At 59.7% G+C, this 19,546-nt stretch carries 19 protein-coding genes; 15 read left to right on the top strand and 4 right to left on the bottom strand.

The window, feature by feature from the left end; genetic code table 11:
* Nucleotides 1-91: 91 nt before the first annotated feature.
* A complete protein-coding gene (locus QWJ46_RS07650; RefSeq protein ID WP_302750222.1) occupies nucleotides 92-1,324 on the bottom strand; it encodes an HlyD family secretion protein in 1,233 nt (410 codons plus the stop codon).
* Between the two features lie 136 nt (nucleotides 1,325-1,460).
* On the opposite strand from QWJ46_RS07650, the gene QWJ46_RS07655 reads away from it, so the two are divergent.
* Nucleotides 1,461-2,363, top strand: a complete 903-nt coding sequence (locus QWJ46_RS07655; protein WP_302750223.1) for a LysR family transcriptional regulator — start codon at nucleotides 1,461-1,463, stop codon at nucleotides 2,361-2,363.
* A gap of 34 nt (nucleotides 2,364-2,397) precedes the next feature.
* Here the strand turns inward: QWJ46_RS07655 and QWJ46_RS07660 are convergent, their stop codons facing one another.
* Nucleotides 2,398-3,786, bottom strand: a complete 1,389-nt coding sequence (locus QWJ46_RS07660; protein WP_302750225.1) for a tetratricopeptide repeat protein — start codon at nucleotides 3,784-3,786, stop codon at nucleotides 2,398-2,400.
* Nucleotides 3,787-3,872: 86 nt separating this feature from the next.
* Here QWJ46_RS07660 and QWJ46_RS07665 point away from each other — a divergent pair, with 86 nt between their 5' ends.
* Nucleotides 3,873-4,148, top strand: coding sequence for a DUF4242 domain-containing protein (locus QWJ46_RS07665; RefSeq protein ID WP_064692247.1), 276 nt, complete (start codon nucleotides 3,873-3,875; stop codon nucleotides 4,146-4,148).
* Between the two features lie 227 nt (nucleotides 4,149-4,375).
* Here the strand turns inward: QWJ46_RS07665 and QWJ46_RS07670 are convergent, their stop codons facing one another.
* Complete coding sequence (locus QWJ46_RS07670; protein WP_302750228.1) at nucleotides 4,376-5,263, bottom strand: branched-chain amino acid aminotransferase; 888 nt, start codon at nucleotides 5,261-5,263, stop codon at nucleotides 4,376-4,378.
* A gap of 241 nt (nucleotides 5,264-5,504) precedes the next feature.
* Between QWJ46_RS07670 and QWJ46_RS07675 the strand changes: the two genes are divergently transcribed.
* Nucleotides 5,505-6,548 carry a zinc-dependent alcohol dehydrogenase family protein gene (locus tag QWJ46_RS07675; protein WP_302750230.1) on the top strand — a complete coding sequence of 348 codons (1,044 nt, stop codon included), beginning with the start codon at nucleotides 5,505-5,507 and terminating at the stop codon, nucleotides 6,546-6,548.
* Between the two features lie 64 nt (nucleotides 6,549-6,612).
* Here the strand turns inward: QWJ46_RS07675 and QWJ46_RS07680 are convergent, their stop codons facing one another.
* On the bottom strand, nucleotides 6,613-7,560 hold the full coding sequence (locus tag QWJ46_RS07680) for an AraC family transcriptional regulator (RefSeq protein ID WP_302750280.1): 948 nt from the start codon (nucleotides 7,558-7,560) through the stop codon (nucleotides 6,613-6,615).
* A 242-nt stretch (nucleotides 7,561-7,802) separates the two neighbouring features.
* On the opposite strand from QWJ46_RS07680, the gene QWJ46_RS07685 reads away from it, so the two are divergent.
* From QWJ46_RS07685 to tam, 12 genes are all read left to right on the top strand, one after another.
* Nucleotides 7,803-9,233 carry an extracellular solute-binding protein gene (locus QWJ46_RS07685; RefSeq protein WP_097599882.1) on the top strand — a complete coding sequence of 477 codons (1,431 nt, stop codon included), beginning with the start codon at nucleotides 7,803-7,805 and terminating at the stop codon, nucleotides 9,231-9,233.
* A gap of 136 nt (nucleotides 9,234-9,369) precedes the next feature.
* Nucleotides 9,370-10,248 (top strand): carbohydrate ABC transporter permease, encoded by an 879-nt coding sequence (locus QWJ46_RS07690; protein ID WP_085777432.1) that lies wholly within the window; start codon nucleotides 9,370-9,372, stop codon nucleotides 10,246-10,248.
* On the top strand, nucleotides 10,245-11,078 hold the full coding sequence (locus QWJ46_RS07695; protein WP_085777431.1) for a carbohydrate ABC transporter permease: 834 nt from the start codon (nucleotides 10,245-10,247) through the stop codon (nucleotides 11,076-11,078). Before QWJ46_RS07690 ends, QWJ46_RS07695 begins: the two co-directional genes overlap by 4 nt.
* A 1-nt stretch (nucleotide 11,079) precedes the next feature.
* On the top strand, nucleotides 11,080-11,286 hold the full coding sequence (locus QWJ46_RS07700) for a DUF2160 family membrane protein (RefSeq protein WP_010052171.1): 207 nt from the start codon (nucleotides 11,080-11,082) through the stop codon (nucleotides 11,284-11,286).
* 4 nt (nucleotides 11,287-11,290) lie between these two features.
* Nucleotides 11,291-12,331, top strand: a complete 1,041-nt coding sequence (locus tag QWJ46_RS07705) for an NAD(P)-dependent alcohol dehydrogenase (protein ID WP_097599883.1) — start codon at nucleotides 11,291-11,293, stop codon at nucleotides 12,329-12,331.
* Between the two features lie 122 nt (nucleotides 12,332-12,453).
* On the top strand, nucleotides 12,454-13,524 hold the full coding sequence (locus tag QWJ46_RS07710; protein WP_302750235.1) for an ABC transporter ATP-binding protein: 1,071 nt from the start codon (nucleotides 12,454-12,456) through the stop codon (nucleotides 13,522-13,524).
* Nucleotides 13,525-13,549: 25 nt separating this feature from the next.
* Nucleotides 13,550-14,278 (top strand): SDR family oxidoreductase, encoded by a 729-nt coding sequence (locus tag QWJ46_RS07715; RefSeq protein WP_302750236.1) that lies wholly within the window; start codon nucleotides 13,550-13,552, stop codon nucleotides 14,276-14,278.
* Between the two features lie 23 nt (nucleotides 14,279-14,301).
* Nucleotides 14,302-15,030 (top strand): SDR family oxidoreductase, encoded by a 729-nt coding sequence (locus tag QWJ46_RS07720; protein ID WP_302750237.1) that lies wholly within the window; start codon nucleotides 14,302-14,304, stop codon nucleotides 15,028-15,030.
* 221 nt (nucleotides 15,031-15,251) lie between these two features.
* Complete coding sequence (locus tag QWJ46_RS07725) at nucleotides 15,252-16,091, top strand: hypothetical protein (RefSeq protein WP_302750239.1); 840 nt, start codon at nucleotides 15,252-15,254, stop codon at nucleotides 16,089-16,091.
* A gap of 390 nt (nucleotides 16,092-16,481) precedes the next feature.
* Entirely contained in the window at nucleotides 16,482-16,943 is a 462-nt protein-coding gene (locus QWJ46_RS07730) for a cupin domain-containing protein (protein ID WP_097599889.1), read from the top strand.
* Between the two features lie 390 nt (nucleotides 16,944-17,333).
* Complete coding sequence (locus QWJ46_RS07735) at nucleotides 17,334-18,614, top strand: hemolysin family protein (RefSeq protein ID WP_302750241.1); 1,281 nt, start codon at nucleotides 17,334-17,336, stop codon at nucleotides 18,612-18,614.
* A 75-nt stretch (nucleotides 18,615-18,689) separates the two neighbouring features.
* Nucleotides 18,690-19,460, top strand: a complete 771-nt coding sequence (gene tam, locus QWJ46_RS07740) for a trans-aconitate 2-methyltransferase (protein WP_302750242.1) — start codon at nucleotides 18,690-18,692, stop codon at nucleotides 19,458-19,460.
* Nucleotides 19,461-19,546: the final 86 nt, after the last annotated feature.

Raw genomic sequence — 19,546 nt, forward strand, 5'->3', positions numbered from 1 at the left:
ACTTTCTCATGAGGGGTCCAGGTGATCGTTAAGAGAACGATCGGGGATCATCCGGGGAATGATCGGGGTCATTCGCGGAAGAAGAGAAGAATCATCCAGCGGGGCTGGATAATCCCTGCTCGGAAGCAGTCTTGCGCTCGGCCGCTTCTGTCTGAGCGGCCTTGGTGTCGATCTCGGGCTCGACCGACATGCCGGAGCGCAAGAGGCCACTCAGCGCTTCATCGTCGATGACGATCTTGACCGGGATGCGTTGGACGATCTTGGTGAAATTGCCGGTGGCATTGTCAGGCGGCAACAGCGAGAATTCGAGGCCGCTTGCCGGCGAAAGACTATCGACGTGGCCTCTGATCGCCGTGTCGGGAAAGCTGTCGACCTTGATCTCGACCGGCTGACCGGGGCGGACATGGGTGAGCTGCGTTTCCTTGAAATTGGCTACGACATAAACGGCATGCAGCGGCACGACTGCCATCAACTGCGTCCCCGAGGTGACATACTGGCCGACGCGTATCGAACGGGCGCCGACCGTGCCGTCGACGGCGGCGACGATGTCAGTGTAGGAAAGGTTGAGCTCCGCCTGGTGAACGGCCGCTGCCGCCCGGTCGCGCTGGGCAATCGTCTGTTCGCGCTGGCTTTCGAGAACCGGTACCTTGTTCTCAGCCGCCACAAGTGCGGCCCGGTCGCGCTCGACAGCGGCGGCGGCCTGATCGCGAGCCGACTGGGTCTGTTCGGCGCGGGACTGCGTGCCGGCGCCGCTGGTGATGAGGCGGGCCGAGCGGGCGGCATCGGAAACGGCAAAATCCAGCGAGGCCTGAGAGGCATCGATCGTTGCCCTGGCCTGGCCGATGACCGACTGCTGCAGGGCGATCTGGGCATCGATATTGGCAATGGCGGCTTCGGCCGCCTTGAGATCGGCCCTCGCCTGCGACAGAGCGGCCTGGAAGTCGCGGTCGTCGATGCGGGCAAGAACCTGACCTGATTTGACCGCGTCATTGTCGTTGACCAGCACCTGCCTGATATAGCCGGCGACCTTCGGGGCGACCGTGGTGTAATCGGTCTTCACATAGGCATCGTCCGTGGATTCGATGAAGCGGCCGACCGTCCAATAGCGATAGCCGAAATCGCCCGACAGGGCGATGCCGGCAAGCAGTGCTGCGGCAATGACCGCACGCTTGGCAGTCCTGCGGCCGGTCCTCGCCGGAATTTCCGCAGCCGGAGCCTCGACGACAGGCGCTTCTGCCACCGGGGCGCTCGGCGCTTCGGCCGCAGGTGCGGCATCGGCCTGCCGGGCAGTGTCGAAAACGTCGTTGCGGGGCAGCTCAACCATCGTACTTCTCCTTCAATGCCGGCCCCGTTTCAGAGGCCCTGTTCGATTGAAGGGAAAATGCACCCTGCCACTGTTTCTGATAATCTGCTTATATCGGGAAGGATCATCAACTCTCAGCGGATAATCCGAGGGCAATATGGATCGACTGACAAGCCTTGCCGTCTTCGGCCGGGTGGTGGAATGCGGCGGTTTTTCCGCCGCCGCGCGCCGGCTGAACATGTCCGTGACAATGGTCGGCAATCACGTGCAATCGCTGGAGGACCGGCTCGGCGTCAGGCTCCTCAATCGCACGACGCGCAAGGTCAGCCTGACGGAAACCGGCAAATATTATTATGAACGTTCATCGCAGATCCTGGCCGAGCTCGACGAGGCCGACCGGACGGCGGGTGCGCTCAGCACTACGCCGCGCGGCACGCTGAAGGTCTATACCAGCAGCGCCATCGTTCGTTTCCTGCTGCCCGTCGTCAGCGAATATATGGAGCTTTATCCGTCGATCTCGCTCGACTTCAGCGTCGGCGAGCGGATGGTCGACATGATCGAGGACGGCTACGATCTGGTGATCCGCACCGTGCCGCCACCGGATTCGTCCCTCGTCGCCCGCAAACTGACGCCCTGGCGCCATATGCTCGTCTGCTCGCCCGCCTATCGCGACAGCCACCCGATGCCGCAAAGGCCAGCCGAGGTCGCCGATCACAATTGCCTGCAATATGCCTATTACCCCTATGGCGAGGAATGGCGCTTTGAGGATGGCGAGGGCAAGCAGGAGAGCGTCAAGATCGGCGGCAACATCATCTCGAACAATGCCGAGATGCTGCGTTTCGTGACACTGAATGGGCAAGGCATTTTCCTGGCGCCGAGTTTCGTGGTGTTCGACGATATCGCCGAAGGGCGGCTGGTGAAGATCATGCCCGACTACCGGCCGGTCGAATTCAACATCAACGCCGTCTATCCCAACCGCAGCCATCTGGCGACGAAGGTGCGGCTGTTTATCGATTTGCTGGCCGAGAAATTTGCGGAGCATCGGAAGTGGATGACGTGAGGCGCGCGCGTCGGTCGCGCCCTGGCGAGCTGCATTAGCCACCGCTCCTCAATTCTTCAGCAAGCCGGAAATGGCGATTGGCCATTTCTGCGTCGCCCTTTGCCTGAGCGAGCAGAGCCAAATTGTAGTTCGCACCCGGGTCGTCCGGTTTCAACTGGAGAGCGGCGAGGTAATGGTGCTCTGCCGCGGGCAAGTCCCCGTTCTCGTGAAGCAGGACGGCGAGATTGTTATGGGCCTCCGCATAGTCCGGCCTCGCACGAATAGCGGCTCGGTACTCTTCCTCTGCCCTATGCTGGTCGCCCGGTTCGAGCAGCATGGCATAATTGTAATGCGCCTCTGCATAATCGGGCTGATGCTCCAGCGCTCTTGCATAATGGGCTTCTGCGCTTGCTATATCTCCCATCCGCTCCAAGAAGACGCCGTAGTTGTTATTGGCCTCGGCGAAGGCGGGTCGGAGACGAAGGACTTCCCGGTATTGGCAGTCGGTCTGAACCGGATCGTCATTCGCCTCGAGAAGGCCCGCATATCGCAGCCGAGCATCCACAAAGTCGGGACGAAGGCGAATGGCGTCACGATAATGCGTTTCCGCGCCGCCGATATCGCCCATTTCCTGCAGCAGGATCGCATAATTATAGTGGCCTTCGGGATAATTCGGCCAAAGGCGGAGCGCCTCCTGGTAATGCTCAGCGGCTTCGACGGCGTCACCTAGCCTTTTCAGAAGAATTCCGAGATTGTTGTGAGCCTCCGGATATGTGGCACGGAGTTCCAGTGCCTTGCGATAGCAAAGCAGTTCGTCTTCCACCGCACCAGTACTTCGCGATCCCAACCCGACCCCTCTCAGGAACCAGTCCTCCGCGGTCATTTTGTCCTCGGGCCTTGCGGCAAGTGCGGCCTGGTCGACGGACACCATCCTGTAGAGCTGGCGACAGGCCAGAAAGTCGCCTTTGAGCTCGAAACTTCCAGCATCCTCGAAATTATAAACGGGAAGGTCGATAAGCTCGAGAATAGTCTGTGAGATAAACAACGAGTCCGGGTCGGCGCTCGCTTCCACGCGCTTCGCGATATTGATAGCCCGACCGATCCACGCGTCGTCGTCTGCAATCCGGTAGCATTCGCCGAAGTGGCAGCCCACCCGGATCGGAAGATCATGCCCGTACTGAGATGCGGCCAGAGAACGGCGGCGTTGTTTCCAATACGCGATGAGCTTCAGCGAGAAGTGAACCGCGACGTCCGCGGATTCGAAAAGAAAAAGGTGGCCATCCCCGGTGAAGTTTTCATGCCGCCTGCCGTACTGGCTGGCCAGGGACTGCGACAGGTAGCGGTATTCCGTGACGATTTCCGCTGCCGCATCCCCTGAGACATTGTTCCAGACCGCCGAGTGGCGGACGAGATCGGTGAAGATAACGGCGAAGTAGATACTCATTTCGTTTACCGCCGATCGGCGCTATCATCTTACAAAGTGAGCGCATCGAGGTTGAACTTCATCCAGTACACAGAAGGAAACCCATCATGCCACAGTATATGGTCGAAAGACACTTGCCAGGCATCACTCCGCAGCAGCTTTCAGCCGCCGCGGCACGCGCAAAGGTCGTCACTGCTGAAATGACCGCACAAGGCAAGCCGGTTCGATATCTGCGCTCGACCTTCGTGCCATCGGAAGAGAAATCTTTCTGCCTATTCGATGCGCCCTCTGCCGAGCGTGTCGAGGAAGCAAACCAGATCGCGCAAATTCCTTTGCAGCGTATTATCGAAGTCCAGCACATCGCTGCCGACGATCTGGCCTGAGATACTATTTTCAAAAGATCGACGGTCGCGACCTGCGAAACGCGGTCCAACGGACGGGTTGAGGCCCGTGGCTCGACCCAGGCCAAGGTATCGGCAGGCGGATGAGGCGCAGACTTGAATCTTACCAGCTCGGACCGCCCATGCCCTATCCTTGCGCTTCGGGCGTTCGCAGCTGCAATCGATTCACTAGATCGATTGCTTCGGCTGCGCCGAACCGCTCCTCATCATCACTCTTCGCTCTCGCTTCTGCCGTGGGCCCAGTCCATGTAGAGCTCCAGCGCCTTGCGTGTGACGGGGCCTTCCTGAAGATCGCGGTCGTCGAGGCGGGTGACGCCGACGACCTTGGAGTAGTTGCCTGTCGTGAAGACCTCGTCGGCCTGCATGAAATCCTCCACGGAGAGCGTGGCTTCGACAACGTCGAAGCCGGCCTTGCGCAGCAAGCCGATGACCCTGGCGCGGGTGATGCCGGCGAGGAAGGTGCGGTTGGCAGCCGGCGTGATCACCACGCCGTCGCGCACAAGGAAGACGTTCGAGGAAGCGGTCTCGACGACATTGCCGTTGAGATCGCGCACCAGCGCGTTGTCGAAGCCGCGGCTGCGCGCCTCGGCGATCATGCGGCCGCTGTTCGGATAGAGCGAGCCGGTCTTGGCCTCGGTCATCGCTGTTTCCGGCGACGGACGACGATAGGGCGAGACGGTGAGGCTGGTGCCGCCATGGCCGCCCATCGGCGCCTCGAACAGGCAGAGCGCGAAGCGGGTCGATTCGGCGTCGACCGAGACGACGCTGCCGGGCGACCCATGTTCGCCCCAATACATCGGCTTGATGTAGATTGCCGTCGCGCCATCAAATTTGGCGACGCCTTCCCAGGCGAGTGCGGCGATCTCCTCGGCAGACTTCACCGGCTTCAAGCTCATGGCGAGTGCTGAGCGGTTGACGCGTTGACAATGCAGGTCGAGATCCGGAGCGATGCCGTCGAACCAGCGGGCGCCGTCGAAGACCGAGGAGCCAAGCCACATGGCGTGCGAGGTCGGCCCGATCAGCGGCGGGTTACCGGAGAGCCACTCCCCGTCGACATGAGTCCAGGTGGTTGAACGCGGTGATGTATCGACGGCCATACTGCCCTCCCTATCAAGTCAGGGAAAGCAAAAACCGCCGCGGCTCGCCGGGTCAAGGAGAAATCCGAGCGGGAAAGGCGGAAGCAAGAAAATGCCGGAGGACGGCGCAGGGCCGCAATATTCGTGCGCGATACCGGCGACGCCGTCGATGGGTGCATCAGCAAAAATGATGGAAGGACAGTTGGATCGCCGGGCCGCCGCATGCGATCATGGACGCAAGCGCGAATAAGGGAGAACGCCGATGAAAGCCATGTTCTACGAAGCCTTCGAGCAGGCCCCGGAGATCCGCACCCTGCCCGATCCCACACCTGCCGAGGACGGCGTCGTCATCGCAGTCGGCGCAAGCGGGCTCTGCCGCAGCGACTGGCACGGCTGGATGGGCCATGACCCAGATATCCGACTGCCGCATGTGCCGGGTCACGAGCTTGCCGGGCGGATCGTCGCCACCGGCCGTGGCGTGATGCGCTTCAAGGTCGGCGACCGGGTAACCGTGCCCTTCGTTTCCGGCTGCGGCCACTGCTCGGAGTGTCATTCCGGCAACCAGCAGGTCTGCCCGAACCAGTTCCAGCCCGGCTTCACCCATTGGGGTTCCTTCGCTGAATATGTAGCGATCGATTATGCCGACACCAATCTGGTGCACCTGCCCGATTCGATCGAGGACGCGACGGCGGCAAGCCTCGGCTGCCGCTTCGCCACCTCGTTCCGCGCCGTTGCCGACCAGGCGCGCACCGGTCCCGGCGAATGGATCGCCGTACATGGCTGCGGCGGCGTCGGCCTGTCGGCGATCATGATCGCCACCGCACTCGGCGCCAATGCGATCGGCATCGACATATCGGAAGAGAAACTCGCCTTCGCGCGCGCATGCGGGGCGGTGGCGACGGTCAATGCGTCTGAAGTCACCGACGTAGCCGAAGCGGTGCGCGAGATCACCAAGGGCGGCGCGCATGTCTCGATCGACGCGCTCGGCCACCCCGCCACCTGCTTCAACTCGATCAAGAATCTGCGCCGGCGCGGCCGGCATGTGCAGGTGGGGCTGATGCTCGGCGAATACGCCACCCCGCAGATTCCAATGGCTCAAGTGATCGGCCACGAACTGGAAATCTACGGCAGCCACGGCATGCAGGCCTGGCGCTATGACGCGATGCTGTCCATGCTGGCGGCCGGCAAGATCGCCCCGCAGAAACTGATCGGACGCCGCGTCAGCCTTGAGGAGGCCGTGCCGGCGCTGATGGCGCTCGACAAGGCTGAGGCAACAGGGATCAGCGTGATTACCCGGTTTTCATAGGGAGCGTCCGAGTCTGGGCATAATGAAGTCGCAAGGAGAGAATACATCTTCTCCTCTTTGAGTATCATCGACCGACCGCTAGACTCACTGCACTGGGCATATGATCTGTCGCTGTCTGAGGTAACGGAACGGTTCTGCGGTTGGTGGACAGTTTCCGGTATTTTGACGGTGTTAAGTTGTGGTGGCGGAGAAACACCCGGTTGAAATTTGACAGATTGCGATAGCCGACCTCGAAGCAGATGTCCGTTATCGGCATAGAGGTATCGGTCAATAGCTGACCCGCCTTCCAGATACGAAGCTTGTTGACGTGGTCGGTGAAGCTGTGGCCGCTGTTTTTCTTGAAGAATCGCGAGAAGGCGCTGTCGCTCATGCCAACCATGCGAGCCATATCAGGCAACCGGATATCCTCCGACAGGTTGGCGAACAGATATGCGAAGACCTGTTGCAGGGCTTCGAGCGAACCATAGCTCAGGTCCGGCACGTAAGCCTCTGAAGACAGCGTATCGAACTCGTCGGTGTCCCGCAGCAGCGAGAGCAATGACAGGAAGGTCGAAAGCCGCACCGAGCCGGACTGGAACTCCATGTCGAGTATCAGCGCCTCCGCCTGATCCCGCGCCCGGCCCTTGAAGGAGAGCCCCCGCTTTGCGCGGGCGAGAAAGTCACGCAGCCCCGCCAGTTCCGGCAAGAAGGCCGAAGCCTGCTCCAGCTTGGCCGGCAGAAACTGGATGACGATGTCACGTCCTGGAATGCGCTCATCCGGCCCGAGCGGCGTCACCCAGTCGTGCGGCAGGTTGCTTCCGATGACGGAAATATGGCCCGGGGTGAACGCGCCGACATGATCGCCTGCAAGTAGGACGCCGCTGGCGTTGGGAATATAGTGGATCTCCACCTCCGGGTGGAAATTCCAGACGTTGCGTTCCCACGGATAGTCGTCGCGGCGCCAGAGGAACGACTCGTCCGCGCCGGTCAAGACATATTCAAATCTCGCGACCGTCGGCGAAATAACTGACATTGCGCACATTCTCCCGTGCCTCCCAGCATGCCCCATACGCCGACAATCAATATTAGATTGTGCAACGCACACAAGAAATCATGAATAAATTCGGTATTTCGCGCATGAGAGTATCAGTATTGCGCAACGGCCGCGCTTGTGTCCACCCGTTCTTTCTACAACTATTGTGGTCCGTTGGGCGTCTTGGAGGAGAGTTTAGACGCACAACCGGACCGACTTTGCGATCCAAATGGAGGAGAACAATGAACAGTTTCGTCAAAGCCGTGGGCGTCGGCTTCATTTCGCTTGGCCTTTGGAGCTCGACCGCTCTTGCTCAGGATTCCTGGTGGAAGACTGCCGCCCAGCCCTATCAGGGCGCAACCATCCGGGGCATCTCGGAATCGACCCCAGCATCGAAATATGTCGAGCAGGTGCTCGGTCCGAAGTTCACCGAAGAGACCGGCATCAAGGTCGAATTCGAGGCGACATCCTGGGACCAGATGTACGACAAGGCGATCAAGGACATGGAGGCCAATACCGGCATCTATGACTTCGTCTATATCGAGCAGGACATCGTATATACGTATCTGGCCCGGAACTTCCTGGTCGATATCACCAAGTCGCTCGCCGATAATGCGAAAATCGCTTCGCCGGACTTCAAGCCGGAGAATTTCACCACTTTCCTGAACTATTTCAAGGATCCGAAGTCGGGCAATGTCATGGGTGTTCCCATGGAAGCATTCATCAAGCCTTATCTCTACCGCAAGGATCTTTTCGATGATCCGGCGATCCAGAAAGCCTACAAGGATTCCACCGGTGCGGATCTGAAGCCCGCGACGACGCATGAAGAGTATACCCAGATCGCCAAGTTCTTCACCGAATACGGCGCAGACAAGGAGCTCTGGGGAACCACCGTACAGGCCTCGTCGAGCCACCCCGCCGCCTTCTACGAATTCTTCGAGTCGGTCGCGCCGACCTTTGGCGTCTACAACTGGGGCATCGATGGCACGACCTTCGCGGCCACCGAAGCGAACGGCGGCCAGATGAACTCCGCCGCCGCGAAGAAGGCGCTCAACTACTGGATCGGCCTGCTGAAATACGCGCCGCCGGAATCGACGTCGTCCACTTGGGACGAGGTTGCCGGGACATTTGCCGCCGGCCGCGCAGCCCAAGGCCTCGTCTACGGTGAAAACGCTGCCTGGATCGCTACCGACGAAAGCAAGTCGACCGTCGTCGGCAAGGTGGGAGTGGCATTGCCTCCCGTCGAGGCGGGTGTCATGGAGGCAGCCGAATCCGGCAAAGGATATATCGGCTATTACGATGGTGGCGCGTTCGGCATCCCCCATTCGTCCAAGAACAAGGACGCGTCGCTGCTATTCCTGCAGTATATCGGTCAGGCTTCAGTGCAGACCGACTGGGCGTTGGCCGGCTCCCGCATCGTCATGAACTCGACCTACGACGATCCCAAGATCGTCGATCAGGACAAGAAGATGAACGGCTACTACACGCTGATGCGTGAGGATGGAAAGCTGTTCGCCGGAGCGCCGCCGTTCCCGTTCCACGCGCAAGTTCTGCAGGTAGTCGCGCCGTTCATCTACAAAGCGATCGTCGGTGAGATCAAGCCGGACGATGCGCTGGACCAGGCCGCCACCGCAGCCGAAGCTGAACTCGTGAAGCTCGGCTACCGCAAGTAAAAGACCGCACCTCCCAAGCGGTTGGCGGCCGCCTTCAGCAAGGTGGCCGCCCCTTTCCTGACTGCGGTTTTCGGGCCTGCCCGCGGCGCTGGTAGTCAGGCGAATTAGTGTCAAGGACGATCTGACGGAGCGCAGGATGAGACAATCCAACATCGGATGGCTGTTTCTAACACCAGCCACGCTAATCCTGTTCGTCGTCGGGTTCGTTCCCTTTATCTACATTCTCTATGTCGGCTTCTTCGACTGGAACACCAACGCAGTCGACCCAACCCTGCGCTGGGCCGGCCTTCAGAACTATCGCAGCCTCGTTTTTGACACGACATTCCTGAACTCGCTTGCGCGCACGCTGGTCTTCGCATTCTTCGTCGTTGTGAGCGAACTGTTGTTAGGCTACGTCCTGGCCCGCGCGCTGATGGCGGACCGCCTGTGGGGCCGGCAGTTCTTTCGCACGATCCACACACTGCCGATCGTTGTCGCGCCCATTGCAGTCGGCGCTACCTGGCGGCTGCTTTGCGTTCCGGGCTTCGGCATCGTGCCCTACTACCTGAAACTGTGGTTCGGCATCGACTACAACATCTCGACCAACGCCTATCACGCCTTCGTCACCGCGATTATCATGGACCTGTGGCATTGGACGCCGTTCGTTACGCTGTCGCTCATGGCGGGACTGACCGCCTTGCCGAAAGAACCGCTCGAACAGGCGCAGATCGACGGCGGCAACAAGCTGCAGATTTTCTGGTACGTGATCGTTCCGATGTTGAAGCCGGTGCTGCTGACAACCGTCTTCATCCGGCTGATGGACGCATTGCGCTCGGTCGACGAAATCTGGATGCTGACCAAGGGTGGTCCGGCTGAGGCGACCCGGTTCATCGGCCTTCATATCTGGATCAACGTCTTTCCGAAGACCGACTACGGCTACGGTGCGGCCATGTCGCTGCTGACGCTATACGTCACGATCGTTCTGAGCTGGCTGCTGTTCGTTGCCATGACCGGCCGCAAGGGAGGTGCACAATGAGACGTTCCGGTATAGCGTCCTTCGTCCTTTGGATATGTCTGACCATTCTGACACTGCTTCCGGTCTGGTGGATGCTGGTCGTTTCCATGCGCCCCCGCGTGAAGCTTTATTCGAAGTCGTTCCTCATCGACGATCTTTACTGGAACAATTTCCTGGCGGTGCTGAACAGCTCGACCTTCCTGCAGTATCTCTGGAATTCGCTGATCGTGGCGACATCGAACGCAGCGCTGGTGTGCGCGCTCGGCCTGCTCGCGGCGTTCGGGCTGTCGCGTTATAAAATCGGCGGCGGTGACAATGTGTTTTTCTGGCTGATCACCAACCGCATGGCGCCGCCAGCCGTGTTTCTGCTGCCGCTCTTCCTGCTGTTCACCAAGTGGTTCGTGTTCGGCGATTTCATGCTGTTCGATACGAAGATTGGCCTAATCCTGCTCTATTGCGTCTTCAACCTGCCCTTCGCCGTCTGGCTCTTGAAGGGCATGCTCGACGGGATCCCGCTGGAGCTTGACGAAGCGGCGCGGGTCGATGGTGCGACCACCGGCCAGGTGCTGTCCAACGTCATCCTGCCGCTGGCGCGGCCGGGGTTGGCGGTCACCTTCATCCTGACCTGGATTTTCGCGTGGAACGAGTACCTGTTCGCAGCGACCCTAACGTCGTCGGCTCACGCCAGGACGGTGACGACAGCGCTCGCTGAATATGTCTCGGTGACCGGAACGAACTGGGGCGAGATGGCGGCGATGGCGTTCCTGACCACGCTCCCGGCCCTTATCGTGCTCGGCTTCGTCCAGAAGCACATCGTGACCGGCCTCACGTTCGGCGCATTGAAAGGGTAAGATGATGGCTGGCGTTCAACCCCAGAAAACCCAACGCGACGGATTCCTGCCTATCCGAACCAACGGCTTCGACAGGGGCTTCATCTCGGTCGTGATCCTAATCCTGGTGCATCTTCTCTGGATGCGCTTCCTGGAGGGCGTATTGCCCCTATGGGTGGCGACGGTGCTCTGCCTGGCGCTCGCCGTGTTCATTATCCGAAAGGGCTGAAGACATGAGATCACTCGTCCTCGAACGCAAAGACGAACTGCGCATTCGCGACCTGGACCCGAAGGAGGCGCTCGGTCCAACCGACGTGCGCATCGCCATCAAGACCGTCGGCGTCTGCGGATCGGACGTTCACTATTACACTCACGGCGCGATCGGCCCGTTCGTTGTGCGCGAGCCAATGATCCTCGGCCACGAAGCCGCCGGCATCATCGAAGAGGTCGGCAGCGCGGTCCAGAACCTGAAAGTGGGCGACCGTGTTTGCATGGAGCCCGGCATTCCCGACCCTCAAAGTCGCGCGTCGCGGCTGGGTCTCTACAACCTCGATCCCGCGGTGCGCTTCTGGGCGACACCGCCGGTGCATGGCGTACTGAGACCGAGCGTGGTCCACCCGGCGGCCTTCACCTTTAAGCTTCCGGACAACGTTTCGTACGCCGCTGGCGCTATGGTCGAGCCGCTGGCTGTAGGTTTTCAAGCAGTTTCCAAAGCGAGGCTGACGCCCGGTGCGATCGCGCTGGTCACGGGCGCCGGGCCGATCGGCATGGTGACAGCGATCGCGGCGCTGTCGGCTGGTTGCGCCAGAGTTATCGTTACCGATGTTGTCGACGAAAAGCTTGCCGTGGCGCGCAAGCTCGGCCCTGCCATCATGACCGTCAATGTACGCTCGCAGGACCTGAAGAGTGTCATAGCCCGCGAAACCGACGGCTGGGGCGTCGATGTCGTCTTCGAATGTTCCGGCGCGGCCGACGTGATCGCCGACACGGCGCACCATGGTTGCCCCGGCGGCGCCATCGTCCTTGTCGGCATGCCCCTGAAGCCGGTCCCGCTCGATGTCGTCATCGCCCAGACCAAGGAGCTGCGCATCGAACACGTGTTCCGCTACGCCCATGTCTACCCGCGCATCGTCGCGCTGTTGGGATCGAACCAGATCAATGTCGACGCGCTGATCACCGATACCTACGCTTTCGAGGATTCTGTCGAGGCGTTCGATTACGCCGTGCGACCGAAGCCGTCCTCCGTGAAGATCCAGATCGAGCTTGGGAGGTAGCATGTACCTGCGGAAGTTGGATCTCAGTGGCGGATGCAGGATACACCTCGTGGTGAAGCTGCCCGTGGACCCGTCCCGAATGATCGGCGGCCAAGCCGCCACAACTGACTAAGGATTGACACATGGCGACGATCGAGCTCGACCAGGTCGACAAGCATTACGGCTCCTATCACGCACTGCGCAACATCTCGTTCGATATAGCCGACGGTGAGTTCGTCGTGCTGGTCGGTCCCTCCGGTTGCGGCAAATCCACCCTGCTGCGGTCGCTTGCCGGCCTTGAGGAGATCACCGGCGGCACGATCAAGCTTGGCGGACATCGCGTCGACAACATCGCCGCCAAGGACCGTGACGTGGCGATGGTGTTCCAGAACTACGCGCTCTATCCGCACATGACTGTTCGGGAGAACATGGCCTTCGCACTGAAATTGCGCGGCGAGAATCTTGCGGATCGCAATACCAAGGTCGACAAGGCTGCCGAGATGTTGCGGCTTACGCCCTATCTCGACCGATATCCGAAGGCGCTTTCCGGAGGCCAGCGGCAGCGTGTTGCCATGGGGCGCGCGATGGTTCGCCGCCCAAAGGCGTTCTTTTTCGACGAGCCACTGTCAAACCTGGACGCCGCGTTGCGCGTAGATATGCGTTCGGAAATCAAAACTCTTCATCAGCGCCTCGGCGCGACTTCCGTGTATGTCACGCATGACCAGATTGAAGCCATGACAATGGCGGACCGCATTGTCGTGCTTCGCGACGGCAAGGTGGAACAGATCGGTGCGCCACTAGAGCTTTACGACAGGCCGGCAAATATCTTCGTCGCCGGCTTCATCGGATCGCCGGCGATGAACATGCTGCCGGCCACGATCGATCTCTCCTTGAACTCAGCGCGGCTCGCTGACGGGTCGGCCCTTCCCCTTCCACAAGGCACGCGGGCGAGTAACGGCCAGGAGGTTATATACGGCGTACGTCCAGACCAGTGGATACTGGCGAATGGCGATGCGGGCGTACCGGCAACTGTCGAGTTGATCGAGCCCACCGGGGCCGAAATTCTCCTTGCAGTCCAATTGGCGGGCAAGCGGGTCTTGTGCGCCTTTCGCGAGCGCCACGCGCTGAAGCCGGGCGACAGGATACGGCTCAACGTCGATCCTGCCGCGGCTCATGTGTTCGACAGGCAATCCGAGCAAAGACTCCCGTTCTGAGCAACAGGCATCCGAAGGATCAACCATGTCGGACTTTACAGGAAAAACGGTCATCATAACCGGCGCTGGCAAGGGTATCGGTCGCGCCTGCGTTGAACTGCTCAGCCACCGTGGCGCTCGAATCGTAGCCTTGTCGCGTACGCAGGCCGATCTGGATGATCTTGCGGCAACGTTCGGTGCAACCGTAATATCAGTCAATCTCGCCGACAATGCAGCAGCACGCGCCGCCATGAAGAAGGCGGGACTGGCAGACGCGCTGATCAATTGCGCGGGAACCAATGTGCTTGAAAGCGTCATCGACATGACCGAGGAGGGCTATGAGCAGGTCCTCGGCATCAACCTGCGGGCCGCGCTGATTTGTGCGCAGGAGTTCGCGCGGGCTCGCATTTCAAACGGCGGCGGCGGTACGATCGTGAATGTGACCTCGATCGCCGGACATCGTGGTTTCGTGGATCACGTGGCCTACGCCGCTTCGAAGGCGGGACTGGAAGGCGCGACACGTGTCATGGCCAAGGAACTCGGCGCCTATGGAATCCGGGTCAATGCAGTGGCGCCCACGGTTACCATGACGGAGCTTGCCGCCAAGGCGTGGTCCGAGCCTTCCAAACGTAACCCGATGATTGTTCGCCACCCGTTGGCGCGCTTTGCAGCGGTCGACGACGTCGCGCGCTCGATCGCACTGCTTATTTCAGAGGACGCCCCGATGATCACTGGCGCAGTACTGCCAGTCGATGGCGGCTTCCTTGCTGTCTGAAAATCAAAAGGCGAGACAAGACGATGACTAAATCACTCGAAGGAAAGATCGCTGCGGTAACCGGCGCAGCTTCCGGTATCGGCCTGGCGACGACCCGTGCCCTGGTCGACGCCGGCGCCAAGGTCGTGATGGTCGACTACAACAGCCAGGCGCTGGAAACCTACGCTGCCGAGTTCGGCGACGCTGTAGTCATGCAGGTCACCGATCTTCTGGACGCCGCAAGTTGTGCGGCCATGGTGCCGGAAATCCTGGCAAAGGTCGATCACCTCGACATTCTGCACTGCAATGCGGGGTCCTACATTGGCGGGGATCTTATCGATACCGATACGGCGGCAATCGATCGGATGCTGAATCTCAACGTGAACGCCGTCATGAAGAACGTCCGCGACATCGCTCCGCATATGATCGAGCGCGGGACCGGGGACATTTTGGTCACTTGCTCCGTAGCCGGCCATGCGCCGATCCAGTGGGAGCCGGTCTATTCCAGCTCCAAATGGGCGATTACCAGTTTCGTCCAGATCATGCGCCGGCAGTTGAAAAACCACGGCATCAGGGTCAGCCAGGTCTCGCCCGGCCCGGTCGTTTCCGCTCTGCTTGCCGATTGGCCCCCCGAAAACCTTGAGAAGGCAAAAGCCAATGGGAGTCTGATCGAGCCCTCCGAGGTCTCCGATGCCATCATCTTCATGCTGACCCGCCCGCGAAACGTCACGATCCGGGACATGATTGTCTTGCCGACAAATTTCGACGTGTAGGTAATGAATACCAAGGTGTTGCGGGAGGCCCAATTCCGGGCTTCACGTCAAAGGTCTGACTGCTTTGGGGCCGTGAGCGGACTGGCAGGTTTTCTATCGAGAGCTTGCTTCGCAGACATTGCCGGACATCTAAGCATTTGCAGATTCCGACATCTTGATGATTCAAATCTGATCGTCCAATTATTGGTCATCAAATTCCGGGAACATGCTATTCTAGGTTTATGGCGCGATTCACAATCCCTTCTAGCCTCAAAGATGATCCGGACATTGTTGCTCTGCATCGACAGTTTCTAGTCGAGGAAATTGATCGTACGCTTTCCTTAGCTGAAGTACGATCCCTACCATTCGATGAGTTACTAACAGGCATCGAATGCTTGCCTAATATCGACAACTCAAGTGAAATCATATTTCGCGCATGTGAATACGAGCCGTCTCTCAATCAAGCATACTCTCTTGCGGAATCTGTTCGTCGATTGGCAGATTCTGTCGAAGAATTACCGAGCCGCCTTAAGCCAACCTATGATAGAGCCATAAGGCGGATATTGTCGCGACTTCCTGCAGAAGTAGCGTGGCCCGTTTGCTCTCCGTGGCTTGAGCACAAGAGAAAATTCAGGAGGGAAACCGCCTACTTAGTTCTTCGAAAAACGGGTGTAGATGAGACTGCAGGAGCGCGTTTACTTGGTGTTTTTCAAAGTACGGGTGATCAGATGGCGTTAGAGCTGATAGCTCGAAACCCACTTGCTACCAGAAACGTGAATATTGAGACAATTTTACCACTCTTTGATGACGAGTATTGGCGAATGCGACTGGTGGAAGCTGTATTGATGGATGATGAGACAAAATCGGTGATGTTGGCGACCAAATATCCAAGAGAATTTACACACGCCGTCGGTCGTCAAAAACAAAAGAGTATGCTTCCAAAGCTTAACAGCCTTTTTGATCTGCAATCTGAAAATCTGGAATTCCTTTCAATATACGCTTGGGCTCTCGGTCAGATTGGAGCGATGGAAGAAATCCGCAAGCTTCGAGTACATATCGAGAGGCTACGATTTCTGGCCTAAATGGGTCAGCTTTCAGAAGCTAGGCGAGTTCAGCGAACGTCCGAGTTGGAGCGCAAAGCTGCCAACGCCGCATCGTTACCGGTTGGTGGCAGTCCGCAAATATCCGGTGTGCCGTGTGTCCCGCCTCCGGCCCTCTCGGAGACACAACTTAGAACGCGGCAGGCCCGTGTCATTTTCACGCAGGCCGCCCTGGATCGGGGACCTTGCGGAAGCGGCCCGCTGCACCGATATCCGCCGCGACGCTTCATCAGGCATTATCCGTGCCGAAGCCGTCCGGCGATCTTGCCCCGGCAACGGGGCGGTTGCCAAAGGCGGCGCAAAGGTCTAACGGCTGCGCCGGCAAGAAGGCGCCTACAAGAAAAGCCTCGTTAAGAAGAAGAAGAAAGAGACATGATGTCCAACTCGTTTGTGAAAATGCCTGCCGAAAACACGAAGCGATATTTCGTTCTCGGCGAACGGATCGAGCGGCGGCTTCGGCTCCGCGGAACCTGGTTCAACATCTTCGACGTCACAGTGCCATCCGGCAGCCGGACGCCGAAACACGCGCATGCAAGCCCGGAAGTCTTCCGCATTCTCGAGGGCCGTTTGACGATCTGGCGGCTGACCGACAGTGGTCCCGAGGAGATCGAGGCCGGTGCTGGCGACATCGTCACGATCCCGCCTTTCACGGTGCACGGCTATGCCAACCGCGGGACCGTTCCGGCAGTCTTTTCGGCCGTCGTCGATCGCGAGATGGCAGAGTTCATCGAAACGGAAGGCACGAGCGAGCCGCTGAAAGCCCCCTCGCCTGAGACCATCGCCCGGATGACGGCCGCTGCCAATGCTTATGGGATCACCATTCTGGCGGCGTGACATTCGAGCGCGTGATGCCGGAGCGTTCGGCGTTCGGCATCACGCAGGAATGCGTGAAGGCATGCTTGCCGCCGTTTTTCGAAACTGTCACATCAAGGCGCTATAAGGAATTCGCCCGGCGCCTCTTGCGCCGGACCTGTTTCACCGCCAAAATTGCGCCATGCCCGATAGCGACCCATCCAGTACAAGCTCCGCCCGTTCAAACCGGAAAGCCGCCGCGGAAGGTGCCGGCCCCTGTCGTAGACGGTGCGGCGATGTCTGCCTCGCGCCTCGCATCCAGCCGAGCTCACAGAAAGCTTTGCCGATGGGTGATGCGCATATATAGCGTCTCTGCGAAAGCTCCGCCGCCTCGCCTTATGCGGCATCAAAACCTCAACGAATAGGGTCCCTGTGTTTCTGGAAATTGGAATTGTGGCGTTTCTCACCATCCTGAATGGTGTGCTCGCCATGTCTGAGCTGGCTGTCGTGTCTTCTCGAACAGCCCGCCTGAAGGTCCTCTCCGACAATGGGAGCAAAGGTGCAGCTCAAGCCATCAAACTTGCCGAAAACCCCGGTCGCTTTCTTTCCACGGTTCAGATCGGCATCACGCTCGTCGGTGTTCTCTCCGGCGCTTTTTCCGGGGCCACGCTTGGCGGCCGCCTGACAGCATGGCTGGAGGCGCAGGGAATGTCATCGACGGCCGCTGACGCTATTGGCGTCGGCTCCGTCGTCGTGGCGATCACCTATCTTTCCCTGATCGTCGGCGAACTTGTGCCAAAGCAGATCGCATTGCGGGAACCGGAAGCGGTTGCGGCGAGGGTCGCGCCCGCCATGGCGCTGCTTTCACGAATTGCCCTGCCGCTCGTCTGGCTTCTTAACGCGTCGGGAAATCTGATGCTCAAGCTGCTCGGCCAGACAGGAAAAGTCGGCGATAACGTCTCTGACGAAGAGATCAAGACCGTTCTGGCCGAGGCGCAGTCGGCGGGCGTCATCGAAAGCGAAGAGTCGGCGATGATCTCTGGCGTCATGCGGCTGGCGGACCGCACCGCCCGGGCGCTGATGACGCCACGGCGGGACGTCGAAATTATTGATATCGACGACAGTCTCGATGAAATCCGGACGCAGTTGCACCGGACGAAGCGGTCTCGATTGCCGGTTCGCAAAGGCAGTTCTGACGAGGTGATCGGCATCCTGCCGGTCAAGGATTTCTACGACTCGATGTCCGAACACGGCAGCGCCGACATCCAGGCCCTTACACAGGACGTCCCGGTCGTTTCAGACCTTGCAACCGCGACCAATGTCATTGAAGCGATCAGGAAATCGCCTGTTCACATGGTGCTTGTTTTTGACGAATACGGCCATTTCGAAGGGATTGTTTCGTCAGGGGACATTCTGGAAGCGATCATGGGGGCACTTCAGGAGGGCCCGGTCGATGAGCAGGCCATCGCCCGTCGAGACGATGGTTCCTATCTCGTCTCCGGCTGGGCGCCGATCGACGAATTCGCCGAGTTCCTGAATCTCAAGCTCGAGGACGATCTCGAATATCAGACCGTGGCCGGCCTGGTGTTGGAGGAGCTGAAACATCTGCCGGAATTGGGGGAGAGCTTCACGAGAGATGGATGGCGCTTCGAGGTCATCGATCTCGACGGGAGGCGCGTGGACAAGATCCTTGTCTCTGAAGTTCGCGACTGAGCTCGACGGGCGCAACATCGAAACGATCCGCATCCGCCACAGGAAAGACGTGGCCCGACATCAGGAGGTATCGCCATGGCATGGTCCGCCAGCCAATATGTGAAGTTCGAGGACGAGCGCACGCGGCCGGCGCGCGATCTTCTGGCGCAGGTACCGCTGCAGAACCTTCGCCGCGCCGTCGACCTCGGCTGCGGCCCGGGCAATTCGACCGAGCTCATCATCGAGCGTTATGGGGCTGCCGGCGTCTCCGGCCTCGACAGCGACATCAACATGCTGGAGGCGGCCCGCAAGCGGCTGCCGGGCACAGCCTTCGTCGAGGCGGATCTTGGCAGCTGGCAGCCGACGGAGCCCGCCGATCTGCTCTTTGCCAATGCCGTCTTCCAGTGGCTGCCCGATCATCTCGACATTTTCGAGCGGCTGATGGACGGGCTTTCCGAAGGCGGCGTTCTTGCCGTGCAGATGCCCGACAATCTCGGCGAACCCTCGCATCTGGCGATGGAAGAGACTGCCCATGCCGGCCCTTGGAAGGCCGCCTTCGAGGCGAAGAGCGTGCGCCGTCAGCCGCTGGCACCGCCGTCCACCTATTATTCCAGGCTGATTGCCAAGGCGGCGCGCGTGGATATCTGGCACACCATCTACAATCACCCGATGGCCGATGCGGGGGCGATCGTCGAATGGGTCAAGGGAACCGGGCTGATGCCCTATCTCGCCCATGCCGGCGAGAGACATCGCGAGGCTTTTCTCGCCGATTATCTGGAGCGGGTGGAAAAAGCCTATCCGAAGCTGTCGGACGGTCGGGTGCTGCTGCGGTTCCCGCGGATTTTCATGGTGGCGGTGAAGAAATAACCGGCTGCGGCCGGATGCTCGCTCGCACCATGGTTTCGCAGCTTGTGTCGATCAATCTGTCGCTGCCCGCGGCAGCCGCTGCACAA

The sequence above is a fragment of the Rhizobium sp. CBN3 genome (genome assembly GCF_030518245.1).
GTDB lineage: Bacteria > Pseudomonadota > Alphaproteobacteria > Rhizobiales > Rhizobiaceae > Rhizobium > Rhizobium aethiopicum_A.